This is a genomic window from Paenibacillus sedimenti (assembly GCF_014534655.1).
In the GTDB taxonomy this organism is placed as follows: domain Bacteria; phylum Bacillota; class Bacilli; order Paenibacillales; family NBRC-103111; genus Paenibacillus_E; species Paenibacillus_E sedimenti.
Genome location: NZ_JACVVD010000004.1, coordinates 353,642 through 377,230 on the forward strand (window position 1 = coordinate 353,642; position 23,589 = coordinate 377,230).

Consider the following 23,589-nt stretch of genomic DNA (forward strand, 5'->3'; position numbering starts at 1 on the left):
AGGATTTGCTTATCTTGTGTCTATGAGATTGACGGAGGTTCAGGACTCCATCTAATGCAAAAAACCAAGTCCACGATCGGACTTGGTCCATTCATCTTGTTTTTTCGCGCATCAAGCGTCCGCCACGCAGCGAAAGCCCATATGCCCGGTCGAGCTATTGGGCGTATTGGAAATTCGCGCCGCAACCCGGTAGCGGTTGCAGTAGGATTTGTGGCACAAATACGAGCCGCCTTTCAGCGTCTTGGCGGTGCCTTTGGCCGGCCCTTTGGGATTGTGCGAGGACGTGGATCGGTGATGATCCGCGCTGAACCAGTCCTCGCACCACTCCCATACGTTGCCCGAAACATTGTACAGCCCAAAGCCATTGGGCTCGTAAGCATTTACAGGCGCGGTCCCCGCATAGCCGTCGGATGCGTGGTTTACCTTCGGGAACAGCCCCTGCCAGATGTTGCACCGGTACTGACCCTCGACAAGAAGCGTATCGCCCCAAGGGTAGCGCTTCCGCTCAAGGCCGCCCCTCGCCGCAAACTCCCACTCGGCTTCCGTCGGAAGCCGCTTGCCGGACCAGCGGCAGTAGGCATTCGCGTCGTTCCACGAGACGTGAACGACGGGATGATCCATCCGGCTCTCGATGCTCGAGCCAGGACCTTCCGGCTGACGCCAGTTGGCACCGTCAACCTTCCACCACCACGGCGCATTGCTCACGACGCCGTCAACGTTCTCCTTCAGCTCATCGGAGACGAACAGATGGAAGACATAGGACCAGCCAAACTTCTCCGCTTCCGTCACATAACCCGTCGCTTCAACGAAATGCCGAAACTGCTCGTTCGTCACAGCATATGGATCGATATAGAATGGATCGATCGTAAAAGCCCGTACTGGCCCCTCGCCATCCTGAGGGAAGCCTTCTCCACTCTCTTCCCCCATCAGAAATTCTCCTCCTGGCAGCAGAATCATCCCTTCTTTGGACATGCCGCTCCCTGGAGCTAATACCTCTTCCACACGTTCAATGAAAGCTTCCGCTCCTCTGCTCACTGAGCAGCCGCATGATGATTCATTATTTTTCATGCATCTGCCCCCCAATCCGCGACATTGATTTCAGCATAGTCCGCATGTTCCTGCTCTTCTTCAGCTACGTTCTGCAAATCAAAAGCGTTGATGGTGATGATCGTATACGGCTGCGAGTTCGCCATCTGCAGCGCTTGCCGCTTGATAAACTTAGGCGAACCTTCGGATTCTTCATCGTACACCAGCAGGATGCCATCGGAGTTGCGCAGCAGAAATTTATCCCGCTCCTTGAACTGCCAAGGTCCTTCGTACTTCGTTTTCGTAACGCTGTTCACATAATTCGCCCGCGTAATGACACCGTTATAAATGTTCTTCTTCTCTTCGCTCCAGTTTTCTTCCTGATTCAAAAACGGCGTGATCACGGCAACCTGAAGCTCTTTATAGGTTTGTCTAAGCTCCAGCGCCGCTTCTGCGGCCCACATTTCCACACCCCATTGCCCGCTCACAATCACCCACTCCAGACCATCGTCCAGCAGCATGAGGAGCTTTTTATGTATCGCTTTTTTGATAATCGAAATGCCCGGGTGCTTTAATGAAAAAATGCCTAATTCCGACGCCTTATATCCGGTAATAAAAACCCGCTTCAATGAAGGTACACCGCCTTGTCCACTTTCCGTTACTCTTCATTTCAGGTTAGCACAGATGATTCTCTTTATAAATAGCTTGAAGATCCAGGGTTCTTCATTTTACTCTCCAATACTTAGATGCTTAGCATCTATCGACTTCATCGCCCGGCCCGTATTCTATCGGAAATCCGGCCGTTATCATGTTCTACCCTCATCCCATTCCGTTATTGCCTGGATTGCACAAAAAACAGAGCAATAGCGGACCACTTTCTTCCGTTATTGCTCCGTTTTTATCATAGGATGCTAGGATTTTCCGTCAACTAAGCATGCCTACCAGCCATGGATATGACATGCTACCGTTCACTTCATGAACGCCTTCAAACAAATGTACGCCAAAACGCGATTCTGCATTCACCTCGACATACAACTTTCGCAAATGCTCGATTGCTGCATATACAGTTTCAATTGGGAAAATAGGATCTTGTTTCCCCGATTCAATAAATAAGGCACGGGGTGCGATCAAGCCGATTAAATCAGGCAGCTCCGCATAGCCAAGCACCCCGGGTACATAATTGTCGATGCAGTGGCGCACGTGCATGATGCTGCCCTTGAACGTGTTCGTGAATGCGCACAGCAACGTCGCTTTCACTCGCTCGTCAATTGCAGAGGCATAGGCACCGATTAAACCGCCTCCGGAAAATCCGATGCAGCCGATCCGCTTCGGATCCACCTCCTCCCGGGAGATGAGATAATCCAGCGCCCGCAACGCTTCTTGAACACGGAGGCCGGCCAGCGAGATGCCGTACATCAGCAGGTGCGAGGCCAGCGATTGGCAGGAGGAATTGCCGAACTGCCCTGCCGTTTGATCGGCAGCCAATCTTCGATCCCCGAAGCCGAAGACCTCGGGCGCGATCACGATCAAGCCGCGCCGCACAAGCTCCAGCGCATAATTGCCATGGAGATCGGGCGGACCGTCGTTCTCCGTTCCGTCCGGAAGCAGGCCGACGATCTGCCTGCTTCCGTACCCATGGCCGTGAAGGGCCAGTACGGCAGCACCTTTGCCCGCAAGCTGCTTGGGAAGCAGCACGTAAGCAGGGACGCGCAATCCCCAAACCGTGCCGAACTCAACCCGTTCACGAATATGGTCGGCAAGCTCAACGCGTTCAAGCACAATTGGCCGAAGCTCATCTTTATTATCCATATCAATGCCCAGTGAGTTGACCAGACCCAATTTCAATCTCGCTTTCGTTTGATCGGCATTTTCCGACTGCTTCAAATGATTGCGCTTCTCTTCAAAAGATTGATAAAGCCGCTCCATAAATGAATCCGGATTCCACATCAGCATGTCCTCGTTTTAACTTATTTAAAATTTGACGAGCTTATCGACTGCTACCGGCTGACCCGTTCTCAGCGAAATGTTGCCGGCGATGCCTGTCAAGATCGACATCGCACCATCCACATGGGATGCCGCGCGCTTAAAGCGATCGTCTGAAGGGTTATCGAAAATATCACGGAGAAGGACCGGATCGCCGCCGCCGTGACCGCCGCTTCCCTCTTCAATGTGCACCTCATATGGTGCTGCGAACATCGGGAACACGGTGATCGACTTATTCTTCAAAGCGCCTTCATCCTCTTTGGAGCCGCCTGAATTGACATACGATTTCTCCACGACTTTCATTTCAATTCTGCCTTTGCTGCCGTTAATGTGGACATTAAAGCCTTCCCAAGGCATATAGGCATTGAGCGAATAGGTCAAAATCGCCTTGTTCCGGTAGCGCACCATAACGCCCATCGTATCCTCGATATTGATGCCGTCGCCGAACACGCTTTGGTCCCGCTGGTACCCGTCTTCATGTTCGGCATCCAGATACAAGCCTTTGAGGTGTTCATTCTTATCCAAATGAAGCGCGAACGGATCGTTTTGAGCAATCTCATTTCCCGTTGCACGTTGATAGAACTGCGTAACGCCGCGTTTCTCGGCATTTTCCCGTCCATAAAACATCAAGCTGCCTAAAGCAAAGACCGTCTCCGGCTGCGTCCCCAACCAGAAATTAACGAGATCAAAATGATGCGTCGATTTATGGACAAGCAATCCGCCGCTGTTGCGCTTATCCCGGTGCCATCTGCGGAAATAATCCGCCCCATGCTCCGTGTTCAGCAGCCACTCAAAATGCACCGAGTGAACATCGCCGATAACGCCATCCATAATTAACTCGCGGATTTTCGTATTGTGCGGGGCATAGCGATAATTAAACGTTACGCGCAGCTGACGGCCGGTCCGTTTAATCGCATCCAGAATCTCCTGGCACTTCTCTTCATCGACGGTCATCGGCTTTTCGGAAATAACGTCGCATCCCAGCTCCATCGCTTTGATAATATACGTATGATGCGTACGATCGACGGAGGTCACGATGACGCAGTCCGGTCTCTCCTTGCGAATCATCTCTTCGAAGGCATCCGCTTTATAAGTCGGCACTGCAAAGTAACCATACTTATCGACCAGCAATCGATTCGTGAAATCCATTCGGGTCTGATTGATATCGCAAATGGCAACGAGCTCGGATGTATCCCGGAAATCCTTTACAATCGCGCCATAGAAAAATTCTGCTCTTCCTCCTGTACCGACTAGTACGTATCGTTTTTTCATGATAGATCATAACTCCTCTCGTATTTCGCAGGATTTGATAAATTAAGCGTAATACAAGATTTGCTCACTTTCTAATCGAATCTTATCTACTCACTTCATTTCCTTGCATATATTGCTATAATATAAGTAATCTCCATCATAGACCGAAGAGGTGACACCTTTGATTAGCTTCGAAATCGAACGGCTTCGCAGGGAAGGGCCTTTCTCCATGCCGGTCAATCATTTTCATGACCATTATGAAATCTACTATTTGCTATCCGGTAAAAGATACTATTTTATACAGGATCGTTCTTACCAGATTCAAGAGGGAGATCTCGTCTTTATCGGCCGTAATAAGCTGCATAAAACGCACCATGCCGATGCACAGCCGCATGAACGAATCTTGATCAATTTCGATCATTCGTGGATCGGCTCCATTGGCGATAGCGCGGCCGAATATTTGCTGGCGCCCTTTCTGCTGAAGCAGCATATCTTTTCCATGACAGGCTCGAATCGCACCTTTGTCGAGAACATCCTGTTCAGTATGCTGCGCGAGCAGCAGCATACGTTAAGCGGCTGGGAGCTGGCCAGCAAGGCGCTGCTAACACAACTGCTTATCTTTTGTTCCCGATTGTCCGACAAAGCGATTGAGCCAACCGAGCGTCCGCATGCGATGAGCCCCAAAATTTTTGAAATCGTCGGCTATATAAACGAACACTATAAAACCCGTTTGACGCTCGCTTCCATTTCTGAGACGTTCTTTATCAGTCCAAGCTATTTTTGCCGCTCCTTCAAGGAAACGACCGGCTTCTCTTTCATCGAATACCTGAACAACGTGAGAATTCGCGAAGCGCAGCGGCTGCTGCGCGAAACGAAGCTCAAAGTCATCGACGTTGCGGAACAGTCCGGCTTTGACAGCGTAGCTCATTTCGGCCGCGTCTTTAAGCAGGTCACCCAGCAGACGCCGCTCGAATGCCGCAAACTGATGCGCAGCGTCAAATGAGGGCGGCTAATCCACGTACACGCGTATATGCTGTATCGCATTATAGCCGTAACCTTTTTCATTCCAATCTGCCCTTTCGGGTTGAATATGACCGGCAGCATCGGTAGCTCTGACTTTCACGTCGTAGGTCCCGGAACTCGTCACCGTCCATTTCCAGCACCAGCGCCTCCAAGAATAAGGCTCCTGCGGGTCCAGCCAGGATACCGGCAGCCAAGTCGTTCCATTATCGGTACTGATCTCAACTAAAACGACCGGATCCTCACCTGATATTGCCGTACCCACTACCCAATGGTCCCCTTTTGCCAGCGCCTCCTGATCTGTAGGCCGGGCAATCGTCGAATCAAGACGAATTGTTGTAACTGGTTCGGGAGATTCTGATGGTACTAAAGGATTTCGGTTATACACGTAATCTACGACTTGAAAAGGGCCTTGAAACGGCTCTTCCGTGACCACCAATCGGTGCAGCCATTTGACGGAAGCCATGCCAAACCAGCCCGGAACAATAAGTCTCGCCGGATATCCATGACGGAAGGGCAGCGGCTTTCCATACATGTACAGAGCTACTAACGTATGGGGATTCAGAGATTGATCCAAAGGCAGGCTTCTGGCGTAGGAAAACACGCCCGGCCTATCCGTTCTCCCCCCCTTATCCATGCCCTCGAATATCACTTCACGCGCATGCATTTGTATGCCGGCTGAATAAAGTAAATCCATCAGGCGTACTCCTGTCCATACCGCATGACTGATCGCACCCAGTTCCCATTGTTCTCCGCGAACTTTCGGGTGAAAAAGCGCTCTCTTGTTTCCCACGCATTCAAGCGTTACAGGCAGCGAAACTTGCGGCATTTGGAGTAGATCATGATATTGGAACTTGATGCGTCTGTTTACGCAACCTTCGATGCTAAGCTCCCAAGTACGAATATCCACAACCGGATACGGAAAATGGTTTCGGATGTAGAACAAATGGTCCGGGGATGATCCGGCCGGATAACGATAGCATTGGGAATTCCTGATTTTCCGGCATGATTTTTCGAGTGATCAAATGAGGCGAATACAACAAGTGAATCATCCTTTCGCAATAAGAAGTCATTACCACAAGGTATGGGTCACAGGCTGAATTCAGACTCCAACAGAAATGAGAAAAAGGGCCGCCCCCATCTATGGGGACAACCCTCTCACCAATTTAAAATCCGAAATAAGCTTTCGCGTTGTTATAAGATATACCCTCAACCAGCTGCTTCAGCAGCTCCTCGTCATTCGGGAACTCTCCCGCTTCCACCCATTCCCCGAATAGGTTGCACAGGATTCTGCGGAAATACTCATGCCGCGTATAGGATAGGAAGCTTCTGGAGTCGGTCAGCATGCCGACGAAGCGGCCCAGCAACCCGAGGTTGGCCAAAGTTTTCATCTGCAGCAGCATGCCGTCTTTCGTATCGTTGAACCACCATGCCGCCCCTAGCTGGATTTTACCCGGAATGCCCTCGCCTTGGAAACTGCCCATCAAAGTGCCAAGAATATCGTTATCGCGTGGATTCAAGGAGTACAGAATCGTCCGCGGCAAGGCATCGTCCAGCGCCAAGGAAGATAACAGTCCCGTCAAAGCGCTTGCCACCGGGCTGTCATTGATCGAATCATAACCGGTATCCGGCCCTAAGACATTGAACATTTTACCGTTGTTGTTACGGGAAGCATTGATGTGATACTGCATCGCCCAATCAAGTTTCTTGTACACGCCGCCCAAGAATACAAGCGTAAACGTCTTATACTTCTTCTCGTCATTTAGACTTACAGTTTGACCTTCGAGAGCGCTTTTGAAAATTTGTTCCACTTCATCCTTGGAAGCGGCCATATAAGGCACATAGTCCAAAGCGTGATCGGATACTTTGCAGCCCACAGAGTCAAAGAAATTGGCGCGATTCTCCAGCGCAGCCAGCAAATCGTCGTAGTTGCGAATGGCGATGCCGGACGCTTCTTCCAACTGAGCGATCCAGGGGCGGAACGTAGCGCGATTAATTTCCAGCGCTTTATCCGGGCGGAAGGATGGCAGCACTTGCGTTTGGAAATCTTTAATCTCTTTGATTTTGATGTGATATTCTAACGAGTCTACGGGATCATCGGTTGTGCAGATGACGGTAACCTTAGACTTCGTGATCAAGTCTCTGGCCCGCAAATTTCCTTGCGCCAGCTTCGTATTTACTTTCTCCCAAATGACAGGAGCATTCTTCTCGTTAATGATCTCATGGACATCAAAATAACGCTGAAGCTCCATATGAGACCAGTGGTAAAGCGGATTGCCGATTGCCATCGGCAGCGTTGCCGCCCAGGCCGCAAAACGATCGTAATCGCTCGCGCTGCCCGTCACCTTAGCTTCATCCACGCCATTAGCACGCATCATTCTCCACTTGTAATGATCGCCGTACAACCAGGCTTCAGTGATATTGTCGAATTGTTTATTTTCATAGATTTCTTTCGGACTTAAGTGACAATGGTAGTCAATGATCGGCAGTTCCTTGGCTATATTGTGAAATAAGTGAACAGCCGTCTCGTTCGTCAGCAAAAAGTTGTCATCTAAAAACGGTTTCATAAAGCGAAATTCCACCTTTCTTAACCATGAATGATCTGCTGTTTATTGTAGCCGAGTCTTATTCAAAAATCTTGTGATTTTTTGCTTTCATTTTATAAAATATGCATATATTGACCTAATCGATTTTCGCGCCGTAAGCCCTGGCAAAAGCTACCGCCTGCGCCATATCCATTCGCGCCCCTTTGATATCCAAAGTCTTGAAGTCGATGCCATCCAAAATAGCCCCCCTGAAATCCGCGCCAGCCAGTTTCGCTTTGCTGAGCTGTACCCGCGTCAGATCCGCCTGTCGAAGGTCGGCTTTCTCCAGATTGCAGCCGTATAAATCGGCTTCGCGCAAGCGAATGCCCTTCAACTGCTGCTTCATGAAATTCGCATGTCTCAGGTACGTATAGGACCAATCGCCCCCTTGAACCGTGATGCCTTCAAGCGAAGCTTCTGCAAAATCGGATCCTATCATTTTACAATCTATGAATTTGGCGACAAAAAGATTAGCGCCCCGAAACACGCAATTTGTAAAAGCCGATCCGGTGTGACTCGAACCGTTCAGCTGCGCTCCTGTAAAATCGCAATCGATGAAATGCGAACCTGCCGTATCGATTTCTTCCAAATGAGTACCGCGAAACCGGCATCGCGTAAACGTACAGTTCCGCAGTTCGCCATCCCTTTGATTGGCATGGCTGAAATCCTGTTCTACATATTCTTGATCAGTATAAGCGTACATGCTGCAGCTCCTCATGTAAATTTTTTCACATATTTATATCATAATGTGCTAGCGGATTGATGTCCAAAAATACGAAAAAACCCCTTCACAGCAACATTGATGTGAAAGGGCTTCCTCTTTATGGAACATGCTTGTCCACATCCGTACCTGCCTGGATCTCTTCAGGCAATGCCTCTGAAGCGCTTGGTACGTGCCGCGGCTTGTAGTTAATGACATCGGAAGACGAGATGGTAACGAACACTCTTCCCGGTAGGGCCTGGACTCTAATCAGGATTGGTTGATTATAGTTGTTGATGAAGCTGAAATCCGGTCCGCCCCAGTTGACTGTAGCGTCCCGTCCTGGGGGTACATACGGCACGGATCTGCTATGCGAGTACCGCTCTACGATCTTGAGACCGGCTCGATCAACCGCATTGAAAAGCGTAGAGGATATTTGACAGATCCCTCCGCCGATGCCTTCGGAGAATTCGCCTCTAACAATGACTTTGGCTCTCTTATAACCCCGTGCCGGTGTTCGAACGCCAACAACTCGGTTAAAGGAGAATTTTTCTCCAGGATGAACCACCACATTGTTAATCGCTTTTGCAGCCAGATTGATGTTATGATAGCGGTTTTTGTTATTTGAATTAAAATATGTCACATAATACCCAATCGGCTGAACTCGGATGGTTGCAAGCAGTTCGCTGTCAACCTTGGGATAGATAGCTAATTCGGGAGCTTCCTGTTTCATGGATCCATCCGAGTAGAAAAAATCATACAGCTCATTCCGGAAGGCTTGACGATTCAGTTTAGCGCCTGCAACTTCTTTCACGATGGCTCCGCTTTCATTGATGGTCGCGTTCACCGGTGCTCGGTAAACCTTTTTTTCCACGTCTTTGACCACCTTTTCTAACTTCTCATTGTCAATGAGCGGAACATCGAGATATGGAAGGGAATAATCCGTGCGTTTGACATTCTTAATGCATTTGCCGTCTTGATCAATACATAGATCATCCGGCATGTAGCTCTGCTGAAGCAATAGAAACAATCCCGCAATCCACCCGTAACCCATCAACAAGCGCACCACTCCTATTCTCGAAACAAGTCCATAATGAATTCTAAGTGGTAGTATATTACATTGAATCCAGCTCTATACTATGCAGACCTCTGATATCAAAAATGACAGCTTAAAGAGCCCTTCCTGCACTAGAAAGGGCTCTTCATCTACTTTTGTTCTATTGGATTTGCTTCCAAATGGTTCTTGCACGTTCGGCAAATAGCAGTGACTGCGACCAGCGATCGCTCAATTCTATTTTTCTTTCGGCGTGTTCGTCTATAGTGATGGCATAAGGCGCCGGACCCAGCTCGCAAACAAATGGGAAAACGTCTCCCGGATTGGCAGCTTGCAACCAATGGCGCATTCCGCTTGCCCACCAGCGTTCAAAGTGGGACATCATCCGATGCCCGCCATCATCTCCTACATTCACTTGAATTTGCTCACCATTGGATACTCTGGCGTGAATGCTTGAAGTACGGGCAAGCAACGCTTGCAGATGGTCCTCGGCTTCATCGCTGATGGTATGCATCTCTCCGGCCACGACATAATGAGAGAAATCAATGGTAAGCCTCAGAAAATCCAATCGATTGACATATTGGACGGTCCGGATCAAATCCTGCGTGATCGTGCCCCGGTGTGTTTCGATGAACAAGGGGATTCCCGCTTCACTAGATACGGTATGCAAATTCGTCAACAGCGCTTCTGCATCTTGGTCAATCAGGAAGGGTGTAAGTACTTGTGCGTTAATAAAAGAGACGGGCCCGTAGCTCTTAACCTTCCCAATAAAATTTATCAAGTCTGCGGAGGTTCTGGGGTAGGCGTTGACACTAAACGATAATCCATATTGCGCTAAAAGACGCCTCCATACCGCGGCTTCCTCAGGGAGTGGAACGAATCCGTTAATTCCGTCGAAACCCGCTTCGGCAATATGCCGGAATTTCTCCTCTATGCTCCACTCGCGGCCGCCCTCACCCAAACCATTCATCGTCCACCAGGACATTTGAACTTCCATTTTTGCTCCCGCAGCATTAGTGCGGATAGACCAGCTCGAATTCGTCACCGCACGGACCTCCATTGGGGTTAATCTCCAGATCGACAGGAACGCCGTTCTGCCTGTACAACGGTCGATAATGATTGCTAATATGCGTAGCCGATGCATTGGCATAATGGCAAATGAACGCTCGGCGGAATCGATCCTTCGATTTGTTCCGATAAGAGCCGTGGATCAGGTTTCCGTTGAAGAAGAGCACGTCCCCCCGCTCCATCAGTGCAGGGATGGCTTTTTCATCTTTTGGCGGCTTGACATAATGGGTCGTAAAGGACTCCTTGGAATCGGCCGTATCCGGGCAGGAGATTGCCAATTGATTCGTTTTCGGTACAACGAGCAATCCGCCGTTTTCTTCATCCGCTGCGTCAATAGCGGTCCATGCGGCAATGCAATTCCCAGGCTCGACCTGCAAATAGAAATTATCCTGATGCAGCGCCTGGCCTCGCGAGCCCGGCGGTTTGTAATAAAACATGCTTTGCGCAGCAAGCGCTTCTTCCTCATACAAATCTGCTAACACTTCCATAACCGGCTGATGCAGCATATATCTTTTGGCCGTTTCGTTGAACCGGTGCGGATGCATGACGCGCGGATAACGTTTGAGCGGGTCCGTGCCGTCTGCGTTCATGTCCGGTTCAAAGTGACCGGGAACTGTCTTCTGACTGATAGCCTCGAAGGTCTCGTCGATTTCGGCCAGATTTTGCTCGGAGAACAAGCCTTTTACGACCAGATACCCTTCTGTTTCGAACTGAAGTTTTTGTTCAGCGGTAAGTCTGCGCAATTGCTGAGACATGTGAATTCCTCCCCATTTGTGTGCTGCTATATTTCCTGTGATTTAAGGATACCGAAATTGCACGATTCTTAGAAGTAACGATGATGCTAATCACTCATACAATTCTGCTATTTTGTTGTCATTCTCCATGCTTTTCCTATATGATGCTAAATGTAAGCTACTGGTTGATAAAAGGAGAGAATAAGGATGGAGATCTCAGATCGCACCATGATCGCAGGGCATTTTCATGAACCGGATACTTATGTAACCAAACGGCCGCAAGGCAGGAACGACTGGTTGATTACTTTTACACTGGGCGGTGAGGGCTACTTTGTTACGTCGGGGAAGGAGCAATGCTGCCAAGCTGGTGATATTACGCTGCTTAGGCCCGGAACGCCCCACCAATATGGTACGAGGAAAGGTCAGACCTGGCATTTCGTTTGGACACACTTCCCTGCAGCATTCACGGAAACGAGCATACTGCCGGATCTAGATCTGCTTATCCTTTCTATAGAAAGCGAGTCGATTCGCGAGCGGATTTTTCAGGCTTTTATCCGAATTCTTGGAGATTCCAGAGAACGCGGTGAATATTGGCATGAATTATGCAGCAGCGCTTTGCGCGAGATTTTGTTCATGATGGCTCAGCAAACAAGCAGGAAGGTCGACGCCCGAATCGAGGAAATCCTTCATATACTCTCCGTACAGATGCGCCAGCCGATCCGGATTGATGAACTCGCCAAAACTGTCGGACTCTCCCCTTCCAGGCTGTCTCACCTTTTCAAAGCAAGCACCGGCCATTCGATTGTCGACACTTTGAATCGCATGCGCATTCAACAAGCTGCTCTTTTGCTCGAGCATACCGATCGCAGCGCATCTGAAGTTTGTTATGACGTGGGGTTTCAAAACTACAATCATTTCACCAATCAATTCCGTAAATGGTTTGGTGTAAATCCTAGTACGTTTATGAAGGAAAAACGGTAAAAAAAAATTGACAGACTTGAAAGCGGAGGGGTAAGTTTAAGTTATAACCATAGTGGCGGTGAATGCTTATGGATAAAAGTATGGAGAAACAAATAGCCCCCCGTATGGGCATCGTGAAAGCAGTCAGCTTGAGCGGTTCACACATATTCAGCAAGCTGAATCAGGATCATATCCAGCTCCTTGCCGGTCTTGGCGTCCTTGGAGACGCACATATGGGCGAGACGGTGAAGCACCGTTCGCGCGTAGCTCAAGATCCGACCCAACCCAATTTGCGGCAGGTGCATCTCATTCATGATGAGCTCCATGATGAATTAGGAGCAGCTGGCTTCAAGGTGCTAGCCGGGCAGATGGGCGAGAACATCACGACGCATGGCGTCGACCTGCTCGGTCTGCCGCGAGGGACGAGACTGCATATTGGAGCAGCAGCCGTCATTGAAGTTACCGGCCTTCGCAATCCATGCCCTCAGCTCGATCGATTCCAGACAGGGCTTAAGTCGGCCCTTTTGGACGAAGATGTGAACGGCAACGTGATCCGCAAGGCGGGCATCATGGGCATCGTGCTCGTTAGCGGCGAAATTCGTCCAGGCGATCCTATCCGCATCGAGATGCCGCCGGAACCGCATCAACCGCTTGAACGAGTCTAATTCCTGAGAAGGTGAGACTTTGTTCTCCGAACAAAGATCCCTATTCTAGATCAAGGAGGATTTGCATGACGTTTGAAATGAATTTAGAGAAATATGCTGAGCTTACCGTACGCGTAGGTCTGAATATTCAAAATGGGCAAACGCTCTGGATTAACGCCCCCCTTCATCTGCCTGAGCTGGTTCGTCACATCTCCAAAAAGGCCTACGAGGCGGGCGCCAAACATGTTCATATCGAATGGCAGGATGAGATTTGCACGCAAATCAAATATAAGTACGCTCCCGACAAAGCTTTTCATGACTATCCGAACTGGAGAGCCCAAGCAATGGAAGAACTCGCTGACAACAATGGAGCCTACCTATTAATCGAATCCTCCGATCCGGAGCTGCTGAAGGATGTGGATAGCAAACGCATCTCCGATTTCTCCAAAGCAGCCGGACCTAAATTAGTGAAATGGAGAGAAGCCATGTCTTCCTACAAGATGGCTTGGTCGATTATAGGGGCGCCTTCGTCCGCTTGGGCGAAAAAGGTATTCCCTCACTTGGAGGAGAGCGCAGCGATTCAAGCTCTGTGGGATGCGATCTTCAAAGCTTCCCGTGTAGATCAAGAGAATCCAGTGGAAACATGGCATGCTCATAATGCCACGCTGCGCAGCAAAAGAGAACAACTCAATGAGAAACAATATCGCAAGATTCATTATCGAGCTCCAGGCACAGAGCTTACGGTCGAGCTTCCTGACAACCATGTTTGGAGAGGCGGCTCTGCTACGAACGGGACGGCCGGGTTCCAGTTTAATCCGAATATCCCGACCGAAGAGGTTTTCATTTCTCCGAACAAGAGAGGGACTCACGGTACCGTTCGAAGCACAAAGCCTTTAAGTTACCAGGGAAATCTGATCCATAATTTTACGCTTACCTTCGAGAACGGGCGTGTCGTTAACTACAAAGCTGAGCAAGGCTTTGAGTCGCTTCAAGCGATGATTGAAATGGACGAAGGCTCCCATTATTTAGGCGAGATCGCACTCGTGCCGCATCAATCGCCGATCTCGAATTCCAACTTGATCTTCTTTAACACGCTGTTCGATGAGAATGCCTCTAATCACCTGGCATTAGGCCGATCATTCCCGACATGCGTGCAAGGCGGGACTTCGATGTCCAAAGAGGAACAAGAGCTAGCAGGGCTGAACCACAGCCTCATTCACGTCGACTTTATGATCGGTTCGGCCGAGATGGACATCGACGGCGAGCTGGCGGACGGCCGCATCGAACCTATTTTCCGCAATGGAAACTGGGCTTTCTAATGCAAAGAGACCATGGAATCCATTTCCGTGGTCTCTTCCTCTTTATTTCGTAAACATTTTTTCCGCTGCATCCAGCGCCATTTTGTTGCCGATCGCTGAGTAATCCAGCCACGGCTGATCGGCAATCGGATATACGTGGTTTGCTTTTACAGCCTTGAGCCCTTTCCAAATCGGATTGGACTCTAATTGCTGAAAGAGCTTCTGTGCAGAGTCATCTTTATTGACAATGACGAATATCGCATCCGCATCAAAGTCGGGAAGCACTTCTTGAGAAATAACTTCATACGCTTTATCGATTTTCTCCACACCATTCGCCGGCTTCAGTCCCAAGTCCGCAAAGAGAATCGGGCCTAAAGGACGTTTCATCCCCATCACGCGCAATTCTTTGGCCGTCACTCGAATCGCCATGACTTTACCGTCGCCAATTTTGCCGTTAATGAGCCCTTTCACTTTAGCAGCTTGAGCTTCATATTCCTTGATGTACGTCTCTGCTTGCTGCTCACGGTTTACTAATTTTCCGATTTTATTCAAATGGTCGCGCCATGTGCCCTCATCGAGGTTAAACACCTCTGTCTTCGCTAATTTCTCATATTTGGAAATATCTTTGCCAGCCAATTGCTGATCAAGATAAATAATGTCCGGCTTTAACGCTAAAAGTGCTTCCATGTCGGGCTCGGCGGCGACGCCCAGCTTTGCCGTATTTTGCAGGCGATCGGCTACATGCGGAAGAAACGCCTTGAGATCTCCGCCCATGACGGAACCGACCGGGGTTATGCCGAGCGCAAGCAGATCATTCGTTAAATGGATGGACATGGAAGCAATACGCGGCTCTTTCTCAACCGGTTTGGACGAGCCGGCTATTGATGCACTCGCTGCTGCGGGTGCTGCCGGTGTCAAAGGTTCCGCGCTCGGTTTATTAGTTGTTTGTCCGCAAGCAGACAAAATAAATAATGCCAAAATCATCATCCATGGTACTAATCTTTTCTTTGTCATGATGTACTCCTTCATAATCGGTTATTTGGTCCTTACAAGCAAATATAGAAAATAAGGCGCGCCTACAGCAGCAACGACCACGCCTGCCGGAATCGCATTCGGCTGAAAGATGGAACGTCCGATCGTATCGGCCATCACAAGGATCACCAGTCCTATCAGTCCTGCTATCGGGAGCAGGTGCTGGTGCATGGGACCAACCAGACGCCGCGCCAGATGCGGGGCGACCAAGCCAATGAAACCGATACCTCCCGCCATGGCCACGCTTGCGCTGGATAATGCGACAGCTGCCGCCAGAAGCAGCAACCGCTGCCTGTTTACCGGAATCCCCATCCCCGTTGCGATCTCATCTCCTAACGAGAAAGCATTCAATGTTTTCCACTTGGACAAGACATAAGGAACGAAAAGCGCTATCCAAGGAAGCAGGGCATAGACATGAACCCAATCCCTCCCCCATACATTCCCGAGCAGCCATCTCGAGGAAAAGCTATAAGTCGCTTCATCCAGGCGCAGCGATAAGAACAGAGTCACCGCACTGAATCCTGCTGCTATGGCAATGCCTATTAGAATCAGCCGGATGGGCAGCACGCCTTTATGCCGGTCAAATGCTAAGAGCACGATAATGGCGGCTGTCAGCACACCTCCCGCAAATGCAAAGATCGGAATCAGCAAAGATGGCATTCCCTTCATCGTATGGAAAAAGCTGACGAAGACAATCAAACCAAAAGCAGCGCCCGCATGAAGTCCCATAATCCCGGGATCAGCGAGCGCATTGCGCGTTAAACCTTGCAGAATCGCACCGGAAATTCCCAGACCGATCCCCGCCAGCATCGTAATGAGTATACGAGGTAAACGATACTCGAGTAATACAATCCGGCTATCCGTACTGCCGTAGCCCATAAAGGTTTGCCATACGTCTGCAGGGGAAAGTCGAATCGAGCCGGTATTCAAGCTTGTGACAATGATCCCTACGCTGATGAGTAGCAAACAAATGCCTACGATCATACTCTTCCTGCGCCTGATGCGCGAATACCGATCCATCTATAAGCTCCTCCTTTCTCTTCGAGCAAGATAAAGAAAGAAGGGGACGCCTACCAGCGCCACCATTAGACTAATGGCCAGCTCTCTGGGAGGATTGACCATTCGAGCACCTAGATCGGCGAGGATAAGCAGGATAGCCCCCAGCAGCGCGGATACCGGAATGATGAAGCGATAATCCACGCCAACCAGCTTGCGGGCAATGTGCGGGATCACCAGTCCAACAAATCCGATAGAGCCGACCGCGGAGACGGAGGTGCCTGCAAGAATGACAGCAAGCATGATGCCGAGTACACGAATCCGTTTTGTTTTCACACCTAAATTAACCGACACATCTTCTCCGAGCGCAATTAGCGATACGGATCGACTGATTGCCATCGACCATACAATAGCAAGCAGTATGATTGGTACCAGCAGCTTTAGATGATGCCATTTCACACCTGCGACGCCGCCTGCATACCAGAAGGCCGGATCTTGATTCAGTTCGTAATAGATCGCGATACCCGAACTTAGAGAGTGGAGCATGGCCGCCACCACAGCCCCTGCCAACGTGAGACGCAGTGGAGTCAAGCCTCCTGCCGCCGCTGAACCGAGCAAGAAGATGAAGACGGTACTGAGCGCAGCGCCGATAAATGAAAGCAGCATAAGAGCCGAATACGGCAAATCAGGAAAAAACACAAAGCTAAGCGCGACCATAAACGTAGCGCCTGCGTTAATTCCCAGAATACCCGAATCAGCTAACGGATTGCGTGTAATCCCTTGCATTAATGCGCCTGCAACGGCGAACCCTGCACCGATGATAGCTGCACCAATGACCCGAGGAAGGCGCAATTCATGAATAATCTGGTGCGTCGTGTGTGACGGATTATAATGAATAACGGCTGTCCAAACTGTCTGCAACGTTAGATCCTTGGCTCCGAACGAAACCGCGATGAACATCGAAAGCAATAAGGCGAAGATCGCAATGATGCTGACGAACCCAAATGTAATACCATTCATGCTTTTATGACCCAGCTTCATTAGCGTGACACATTCCCCTTGTCAATATTGATAATCATTATCAATAAAGTCATTATAGAAACCTCTGCCGATTTCGTCCATGACATATTTTAAGATTATTGTCCATGGATTATTTTCAGTTCTGATGCCGGCAGCATCCCTGTCAACAAAGCGACGGCCTTCTCCACTAGCCGGTTGATCGACTGTGGCGCATATACCATCCATTCATCCCACTGCAAAAAGAAAACACGTTCATTCCGAACAGCCGGATGACGGAGCCACGACGGATCGGCCATCATTTGCCGGCGAAGACTGGCCGCACTTTTTCCGGAAGGGATCAAAATAATCAAAAAATCCGATTCAAACAGATATATTTCCTCAGGAGATACGCCTATCCAGTTAAAGTTCGTCCCAACTCGATGTTTCTCCATTTCTTGACGTATGCGATCAGGGGCATCCATATGTAAAGAACGATAGAAGACATGGCCCACATTTCTGGCTCCGTACATCCTGACACCGCTGTTCGTTAATCTGCAAATGGCAATCGTTGCATGCCCCACGGCCTTCCTTATTTGCTTCCTGGCCCTCTCCGCATTATATTCATGAAGATTGATCCATTCCTTTGCCGCTTGTCTCCTGTCCACGATCTGTGCGATTTCTTCCAAATGATCGAAGACATCAAGCGTTGACCAAGGGATGGATATAATTGGCGCGATATCGCTTAAATGTTCCCTGGCTTTCAATAAGACGTTTTCTTTGCATAAAATCAGATCAGGCTTTGCTTCAAGGAACGACTGTCTGCTGATTTCCCATGGGTCGGATGCGTGAAGCGGCAAGGTTAAAGATCTCGTATTTGGAGGCAGCTGATTGGGGATATTAAATTGCGCTGCAGACGGAATTACGCCTAGCGTCAACAAATGATCCGTATAAGGATACGATAACGATACGATATTCGAAAGCCGCCCCCCGGCATAATGCGTCGGCGCATATCCGCTATTTTCTTTAAACCTTCGGCTGAAATAAAATTCATCCTGATAGCCCGCCTGACGGGCCACATCGCGAATTTTTGGTGCGGAGACAAGGAGCGCTTCCTTGGCTCTATTCATGCGAACTTGTGTAAGGAACTCTATCGGCGTTTTATTCATCTTTTGCTTAAAACGCTGCGAATAGTATGCAGGATGCATGCCTGCAATTTCTGCAAGCTTATTTATTTGAATGTCGGACTGGTAAGCATCCTGCATATATTGAATGGTTAACTGCAACGAGGCATCAACATCCTTGGGCGTCGATACCGGAACTTTCGTATTACGAAGCATGACTTCCAACAGTTCGTATAAATATTGCTGACGCAAATGCTCTCTTGTGCTCGATGCCCCATGTGCCGAAGCAAGCAAATGCATTTTTCGTTGAATAAGCAGCAGATCTGCCGATAGAACGCCTTGTACCGGAAAAGAGAGCTCTCGTTCGAATACTTTCCGCATTTCCGTATGTTCTGCCATTCGAAACAGATCGAATTCCACATGATAGACGATGCTGTTCTCATTTCCATAGATGCTGAGCAATTCTATGCTCGTTCCTGGGAGCAGCAAACAAAGTGTTTTCCCTTGTATTTGGACTTGCTCTCGATTTATTAGAAGCTGACCTCTCGTCTTTATAAAGAAGAGCAGCGTATGATGCGTAACCTCTCGGATTCCCGGTGGCCACTGGGTAAAGTCCGTTACGACATCCATTTGCACCAACTCTAGCAAAGTCCCCTGAAAATACCCTTGTAAGTCATCGTCAAGATACATGCAGAGTCCCTCTTTCGATTAATATGAGAATAATTCTCAATGAATTATAGCACATTTCACACATTTGTGCAGGAACAAAAAAACTGACACCGGTCAGAACCGATGTCAGCTTTGGGATTCACAATGATTTATATCCACTCAACCACTTCAGACAGCGCGCGTCTTGTTTTCTCGCGGGGCTCTCTGACGCGATAACCGAACGCTACCATGCAGGACACGCCATAATTCCCTTTAAGGATGTCTTCATCCTTCAAGATTTGCTCCACTTGCTCTTTATCAAAGCCTTCAATCGGACAAGAATCGATGCCGATTTGTGCCGCCGCCGTCATCATATTGCCCAAAGCAATGTAGGTTTGCCGGCTGCCCCATTCAAACACCGCTCTTTCATTATCGAGCAGCTTGAAATCGTTCGCCAGGAAGTTATGGTACATCTCTCCCTTGCTTTTCTGTACATCCTCCGGCAAGTGCTGGACCTCTTTCATCATATACCCAATGTGTTCGGAATCAACAACCAAATCAGCTTTAGTACGGGACAAAAGAACGACGAAATGACTTGAAGTCGGTAATTGCTTTTTAGCCCCCCAGGTAACGGGCAGCAGCTTTTCACGGATCGCCGGATTTTGAATGACAAGGAATTTCCAAGGCTCAAAGCCGAACGAGCTTGGCGACAAGCGCCCCGTTTCGAGAATAAAAGCGAAATCCGCCTCGCTGATTTTTAACTCCGGATTGAATTCTTTGCAGGCATGTCTAAATCTATATGCATCGAGAATCTGCTCTTTGAAGCTTGTTGTCGTTATGGTCATTTGGATCACCCTATCCTAAAGTTTCTATGTGATTGGTGTGATGCATCACATGGATATAATAGGATGAAACCGATGTCCGGCGTAAGTACGCACATTCTTGATACCTAGTATCCCTCTTGTAACTTTATTGCGTCATCTGAAGGTTTATTTTCGCATAGTTACTTCTTACGATCCTCTTCGTCTCCAACCGAATACGCGAACGTGCACGATCCCCTTGGTCACCCAATGCGCGAATATATACAATACAATAAAAAGAAGGATAAGCGGTTTAAACAAAAGCCATGCGACGATCCATGAAAGAAAGACCTGCCACGGCTTTAGTTTACGGATAAGCTTAGCAGGCCATAGAAAAACGCGATACAGCTTATGGCTGTGCTGAATCGCCTCTAAATATTCATCTTGGATCTGCTTATCCTCGGGATTCAACCGAACCGCATTGCGCATGTACGTCTCTTGCAGGTCGTAATCACTTCGATGTCTCGCCGCCCATGCCAAATATAAGAGAACGTACGGTTCTTCCGCATCATACTTGATCGCTTGGCGGTCAAGTTGTCTTGACTCTTCGACGTTCCCCAGAAGTGCTTCCGAATAACTGAGCGTTGCCAAATAAAGCGGAGATTCCGGTCTGAGCTCCAAAGCTTGCAGCAGCTGCTCCTTCGCCTCTTTGAACTTTCCCTTTTTATTCAGCATATTCGCTTGTAAAAAATAATAGTGAGCCTCGTATGGATCGATCCGCAAGGCTTCCTGCAGAGCTTCCTTGAACGCATGTTCATTCTCCGTCTCATAGTAGACGCCGACGCGCACATACCAGGCCAGTTCATGCTCGGGCTCTCGTGCCAGCGCCTCGCCCGCCCAGTGCAGCGCCTTCTGGTATTCGTCCATTAAGAAATAGATCCGGGCAATAAGCGCATAGACATCCGGATCCTCAGGTTCCTGCCGCAGTATTTGCTCCGCTTCCGCCAACGCTTCTTTATATCGTTTCCACTCAATGAGCTGATGTACTGCAGAGTAGGCTGCTTGTACCGAATGCTGTTTCACCGACTAAGTCCTCCAATTCCCCCATCATGCTACTTGATCCCGTGCTTCTTCACATAATCCAGGACGATCTGGTAATCCCGGTTCACATCGCTGAAGGTGGCGTAATTTTTCGCTGTCGCAAACCAGTCCAGCGTCGTCGCTTTCCGTGATTTTGCAGCTTTCTTCAAATCGTCCTGTGTAATCGGCTGAATTTCTCCCGTCTCGAACGTGCGCTCCATTGCAGATTCCACTGCATCCTTCACGACTTGCTCCAAATCGGCGCCGGAAAATAACTTCGTCTCAGCAGCAATCTTGGACAAATTCAGCGACTCCGTCGGCTTGCCGGAAATCTTCAGCTCAAGAATCGTCTGGCGTTCGGCTTCCTCCGGCGGCGGTACAAACACAAGATGGTTGAATCGGCCCGGACGCCGCAGAGCAGAATCAAGATACCATGGCGTATTGGTCGCGCCGATTACAAATACATTGTCGTTTTGCGCTTGCAGACCGTCCAGCTCCAGCAGAAGCTGATTGACGAGCATCCGGTCGTGATGCTGCCGCATCTGGTGACGGCTTCCGCCCATGGCATCCAGCTCGTCGATGAAGATAACGCACGGCTTGTTCTCCCGCGCCTTCTCAAAAATGTCATGCAGGTTATGCTCACTCTGCCCCACGTACATCGAAAGGATCGCTTGGAGCTCAATATGCATGAAGTTCGCGTCGATCTCTCCAGCCACTGCCCGCGCTAGGAACGTCTTGCCGCAGCCCGGAGGTCCGAATAGCAGCAGACTGCCTCCCGCTTCCTTGCCATAGGCCGCGAACACCTCAGGCTGCTTCAATGGCAGGATGAAGTTCATCCTGATTTTCTTCTTCACATCCTCCAAGCCGCCGACATCGGCGAAAGTCTCCTTCGGTTTCTCCGACTCGACAAGCGTTTGATCGTCTTTACTGAATTGGATGAGTTTTAAATTTTTACGCCGCCGTTCAGCGAGTTCATCATGATCCGACATCTGCTTCTCTCCCTGTTCGTTGATGTGATTAGTTTACCATATTTTCAATTTCGACAGTATTCGGCGATTAATTCCAGCTCCGCTTCATAAATCTTTTTAGCTATTTTTAATTTGCTAATCTGAAATCCTCAATTTTCTTAATACCGGTCTCTAACTTATTTCTCACTTGATTTATATTCATCTTTAAAGAATCAAATTCATTAGCTGCTTCTTCCTGTGATCCATAAACACTGAGACTGAAATTATAAGTCTTCAAGATCTTCTTGTAGCAATGAATTAGAGTTTCCAACTCACTATAGGACTCGAATATTTCCTTTTCTAAAATAGTCGGAAGCATGGGATGAAGATAAGAGTTAGATAAATGTTTAAATGAAAAAAAAGAAAATGATTCGACATAAACCATTCCCCAATCTAGAATGTCTGTTCTAGACGTATTGCTTTTATTAAGAACTCCGCATAATTCGGTCAGTATACCCAGATTGTAAAATAATTCCTTTCGTACTCTTCCAACGTTTTCTCTAAGCAGTACCTGATTCTTTCTTGATTGGACTATTTCTTGGGATTCAAATTGCCATCGTACGATTTTGTAGGCTATTAAACCACCAATAAGAACACCAAGTATACTGGTAATTAAGCTAGTAAAAAATCCTTCCACTTAGCAGCCTCCTTACAAAGTTCCACCTATCTCTTTACTGTCCCAAACGTAATCTTCATGTTTGGCGCATACGTTAGCCACGAACCTTCTCCAAACTCATTTGAAAACAATAATTCAGCCTCATACTGGTCCCTGGCTTCTTCTTGCGTTAATCCTCTTTTCATTAAATTGTTTATGGTTACATTTAGATCTCCAGGTTTTTGCCCTAATCCTTCTTCTCTTAATGAATGATAAAGTTTGTTCTTGCTTGTAGCGTCCATGTTTTGATCTAAAAAATTAACCCTATCGCTTACTCTGCACTCCACATTCTTTAATCCCAATTGACTTAGCATGATTGGCAGTTGCATTCCGATATTACCATCTTTGCCATTTCGTCTGGAATCTTCCTCAAACAATCTTTGTAAAATCCCTAGCCGAATGACTTTGGACTGTTCGAGACCGTCAAAACCGTAATTCGACATATTTGCAATCCAATGAGGTTCGAAACAAATAACCCTTCCGTTATCTAAAACACTATTCATCATCTTCATAAGAATTGACTTCGAATCCGTCATATGCAGCAAAAAAGCATGACACATAGCAATGTCATACTTACGTTCTATTTTAATTTCTTTAATGTCCTGTACGAAAAAGTCGGTTAAATAGGGCAGTTTTGAAAAGATTTCCTTTGCTTTATTAATTAAGTCGTTGCCTTTGTCAATGCCGGTATAGGTAGAGCCTTCAGGTAACATGGGCAGGATTTTAAGTCCCAGATATCCATACCCGCAGCCAAAATCAACAATGTTTACAGGTTTGGTGATCTTCCAAACGTTTTTTACCAGGAATTCTAAATAATCATCGTTGTAGTATAACCACCGAGTATTCCTGAGATATTCGATTTGGTTGTTCCAATCAACTTCAGACATTTAATTATCCCCTTTAACTTGCTCGTATTGTCCATATTCTC

The 23,589-nt window shown here is 48.3% G+C and carries 23 protein-coding genes; 4 read left to right on the top strand and 19 right to left on the bottom strand.

Going from position 1 to position 23,589, the window contains the following annotated elements; all coding sequences use genetic code 11:
• Positions 1-111: 111 nt before the first annotated feature.
• From ICC18_RS14505 to ICC18_RS14520, 4 genes are all read right to left on the bottom strand, one after another.
• Positions 112-1,068: a formylglycine-generating enzyme family protein gene (locus ICC18_RS14505; protein WP_188175135.1), complete on the bottom strand. Its 957-nt coding sequence runs from the start codon at positions 1,066-1,068 to the stop codon at positions 112-114.
• On the bottom strand, positions 1,065-1,655 hold the full coding sequence (locus ICC18_RS14510) for an SLOG family protein (protein ID WP_188175136.1): 591 nt from the start codon (positions 1,653-1,655) through the stop codon (positions 1,065-1,067). Before ICC18_RS14510 ends, ICC18_RS14505 begins: the two co-directional genes overlap by 4 nt.
• A gap of 295 nt (positions 1,656-1,950) precedes the next feature.
• Entirely contained in the window at positions 1,951-2,973 is a 1,023-nt protein-coding gene (locus ICC18_RS14515; protein WP_188175137.1) for a dienelactone hydrolase family protein, read from the bottom strand.
• Between the two features lie 24 nt (positions 2,974-2,997).
• A complete protein-coding gene (locus ICC18_RS14520; protein WP_223192564.1) occupies positions 2,998-4,281 on the bottom strand; it encodes a Gfo/Idh/MocA family protein in 1,284 nt (427 codons plus the stop codon).
• Positions 4,282-4,441: 160 nt separating this feature from the next.
• On the opposite strand from ICC18_RS14520, the gene ICC18_RS14525 reads away from it, so the two are divergent.
• On the top strand, positions 4,442-5,263 hold the full coding sequence (locus ICC18_RS14525; RefSeq protein WP_188175138.1) for a helix-turn-helix transcriptional regulator: 822 nt from the start codon (positions 4,442-4,444) through the stop codon (positions 5,261-5,263).
• A 6-nt stretch (positions 5,264-5,269) separates the two neighbouring features.
• On the opposite strand, the gene ICC18_RS14530 is transcribed toward ICC18_RS14525, so the two are convergent.
• The 6 genes from ICC18_RS14530 to ICC18_RS14555 all read right to left on the bottom strand — a co-directional run bounded on the left by ICC18_RS14530 (position 5,270) and on the right by ICC18_RS14555 (position 11,442).
• Positions 5,270-6,226 carry a sulfite oxidase gene (locus ICC18_RS14530; protein ID WP_188175139.1) on the bottom strand — a complete coding sequence of 319 codons (957 nt, stop codon included), beginning with the start codon at positions 6,224-6,226 and terminating at the stop codon, positions 5,270-5,272.
• A gap of 220 nt (positions 6,227-6,446) precedes the next feature.
• Entirely contained in the window at positions 6,447-7,847 is a 1,401-nt protein-coding gene (uxaC, locus tag ICC18_RS14535) for a glucuronate isomerase (RefSeq protein WP_188175140.1), read from the bottom strand.
• A 115-nt stretch (positions 7,848-7,962) separates the two neighbouring features.
• Positions 7,963-8,568 (bottom strand): pentapeptide repeat-containing protein, encoded by a 606-nt coding sequence (locus ICC18_RS14540; RefSeq protein ID WP_188175141.1) that lies wholly within the window; start codon positions 8,566-8,568, stop codon positions 7,963-7,965.
• A gap of 118 nt (positions 8,569-8,686) precedes the next feature.
• A complete protein-coding gene (locus ICC18_RS14545) occupies positions 8,687-9,619 on the bottom strand; it encodes a VanW family protein (RefSeq protein ID WP_188175332.1) in 933 nt (310 codons plus the stop codon).
• Positions 9,620-9,782: 163 nt separating this feature from the next.
• A complete protein-coding gene (locus tag ICC18_RS14550; protein WP_312029530.1) occupies positions 9,783-10,664 on the bottom strand; it encodes a sugar phosphate isomerase/epimerase family protein in 882 nt (293 codons plus the stop codon).
• Complete coding sequence (locus ICC18_RS14555) at positions 10,633-11,442, bottom strand: phytanoyl-CoA dioxygenase family protein (RefSeq protein ID WP_188175142.1); 810 nt, start codon at positions 11,440-11,442, stop codon at positions 10,633-10,635. The genes ICC18_RS14550 and ICC18_RS14555 overlap by 32 nt, the downstream gene beginning before the upstream one ends.
• 186 nt (positions 11,443-11,628) lie before the next feature.
• On the opposite strand from ICC18_RS14555, the gene ICC18_RS14560 reads away from it, so the two are divergent.
• From ICC18_RS14560 to ICC18_RS14570, 3 genes are all read left to right on the top strand, one after another.
• Complete coding sequence (locus ICC18_RS14560; protein WP_188175143.1) at positions 11,629-12,402, top strand: helix-turn-helix domain-containing protein; 774 nt, start codon at positions 11,629-11,631, stop codon at positions 12,400-12,402.
• Between the two features lie 68 nt (positions 12,403-12,470).
• On the top strand, positions 12,471-13,046 hold the full coding sequence (locus tag ICC18_RS14565) for an MOSC domain-containing protein (RefSeq protein WP_262495869.1): 576 nt from the start codon (positions 12,471-12,473) through the stop codon (positions 13,044-13,046).
• 65 nt (positions 13,047-13,111) lie between these two features.
• Positions 13,112-14,344 carry an aminopeptidase gene (locus ICC18_RS14570; protein WP_188175144.1) on the top strand — a complete coding sequence of 411 codons (1,233 nt, stop codon included), beginning with the start codon at positions 13,112-13,114 and terminating at the stop codon, positions 14,342-14,344.
• A gap of 42 nt (positions 14,345-14,386) precedes the next feature.
• Here ICC18_RS14570 and ICC18_RS14575 read toward each other — a convergent pair whose 3' ends face one another.
• The 9 genes from ICC18_RS14575 to ICC18_RS14615 form a co-directional block, all read right to left on the bottom strand.
• On the bottom strand, positions 14,387-15,337 hold the full coding sequence (locus ICC18_RS14575) for an iron-hydroxamate ABC transporter substrate-binding protein (RefSeq protein WP_188175145.1): 951 nt from the start codon (positions 15,335-15,337) through the stop codon (positions 14,387-14,389).
• 21 nt (positions 15,338-15,358) lie between these two features.
• Positions 15,359-16,339: a FecCD family ABC transporter permease gene (locus ICC18_RS14580; RefSeq protein ID WP_223192604.1), complete on the bottom strand. Its 981-nt coding sequence runs from the start codon at positions 16,337-16,339 to the stop codon at positions 15,359-15,361.
• A 36-nt stretch (positions 16,340-16,375) separates the two neighbouring features.
• Positions 16,376-17,371, bottom strand: coding sequence for a FecCD family ABC transporter permease (locus tag ICC18_RS14585; RefSeq protein ID WP_223192605.1), 996 nt, complete (start codon positions 17,369-17,371; stop codon positions 16,376-16,378).
• A gap of 116 nt (positions 17,372-17,487) precedes the next feature.
• Complete coding sequence (locus ICC18_RS14590) at positions 17,488-19,161, bottom strand: helix-turn-helix domain-containing protein (RefSeq protein WP_188175148.1); 1,674 nt, start codon at positions 19,159-19,161, stop codon at positions 17,488-17,490.
• Between the two features lie 128 nt (positions 19,162-19,289).
• Entirely contained in the window at positions 19,290-19,964 is a 675-nt protein-coding gene (locus ICC18_RS14595; RefSeq protein ID WP_188175149.1) for an NAD(P)H-dependent oxidoreductase, read from the bottom strand.
• Between the two features lie 165 nt (positions 19,965-20,129).
• Positions 20,130-21,002 (bottom strand): tetratricopeptide repeat protein, encoded by an 873-nt coding sequence (locus ICC18_RS14600; protein WP_188175150.1) that lies wholly within the window; start codon positions 21,000-21,002, stop codon positions 20,130-20,132.
• A gap of 29 nt (positions 21,003-21,031) precedes the next feature.
• On the bottom strand, positions 21,032-21,988 hold the full coding sequence (locus ICC18_RS14605; RefSeq protein WP_188175151.1) for an ATP-binding protein: 957 nt from the start codon (positions 21,986-21,988) through the stop codon (positions 21,032-21,034).
• A 106-nt stretch (positions 21,989-22,094) separates the two neighbouring features.
• Positions 22,095-22,643: a hypothetical protein gene (locus ICC18_RS14610; RefSeq protein WP_188175152.1), complete on the bottom strand. Its 549-nt coding sequence runs from the start codon at positions 22,641-22,643 to the stop codon at positions 22,095-22,097.
• 26 nt (positions 22,644-22,669) lie between these two features.
• Positions 22,670-23,548, bottom strand: coding sequence for a class I SAM-dependent methyltransferase (locus ICC18_RS14615; protein WP_188175153.1), 879 nt, complete (start codon positions 23,546-23,548; stop codon positions 22,670-22,672).
• Between the last annotated feature and the right edge of the window lie 41 nt (positions 23,549-23,589).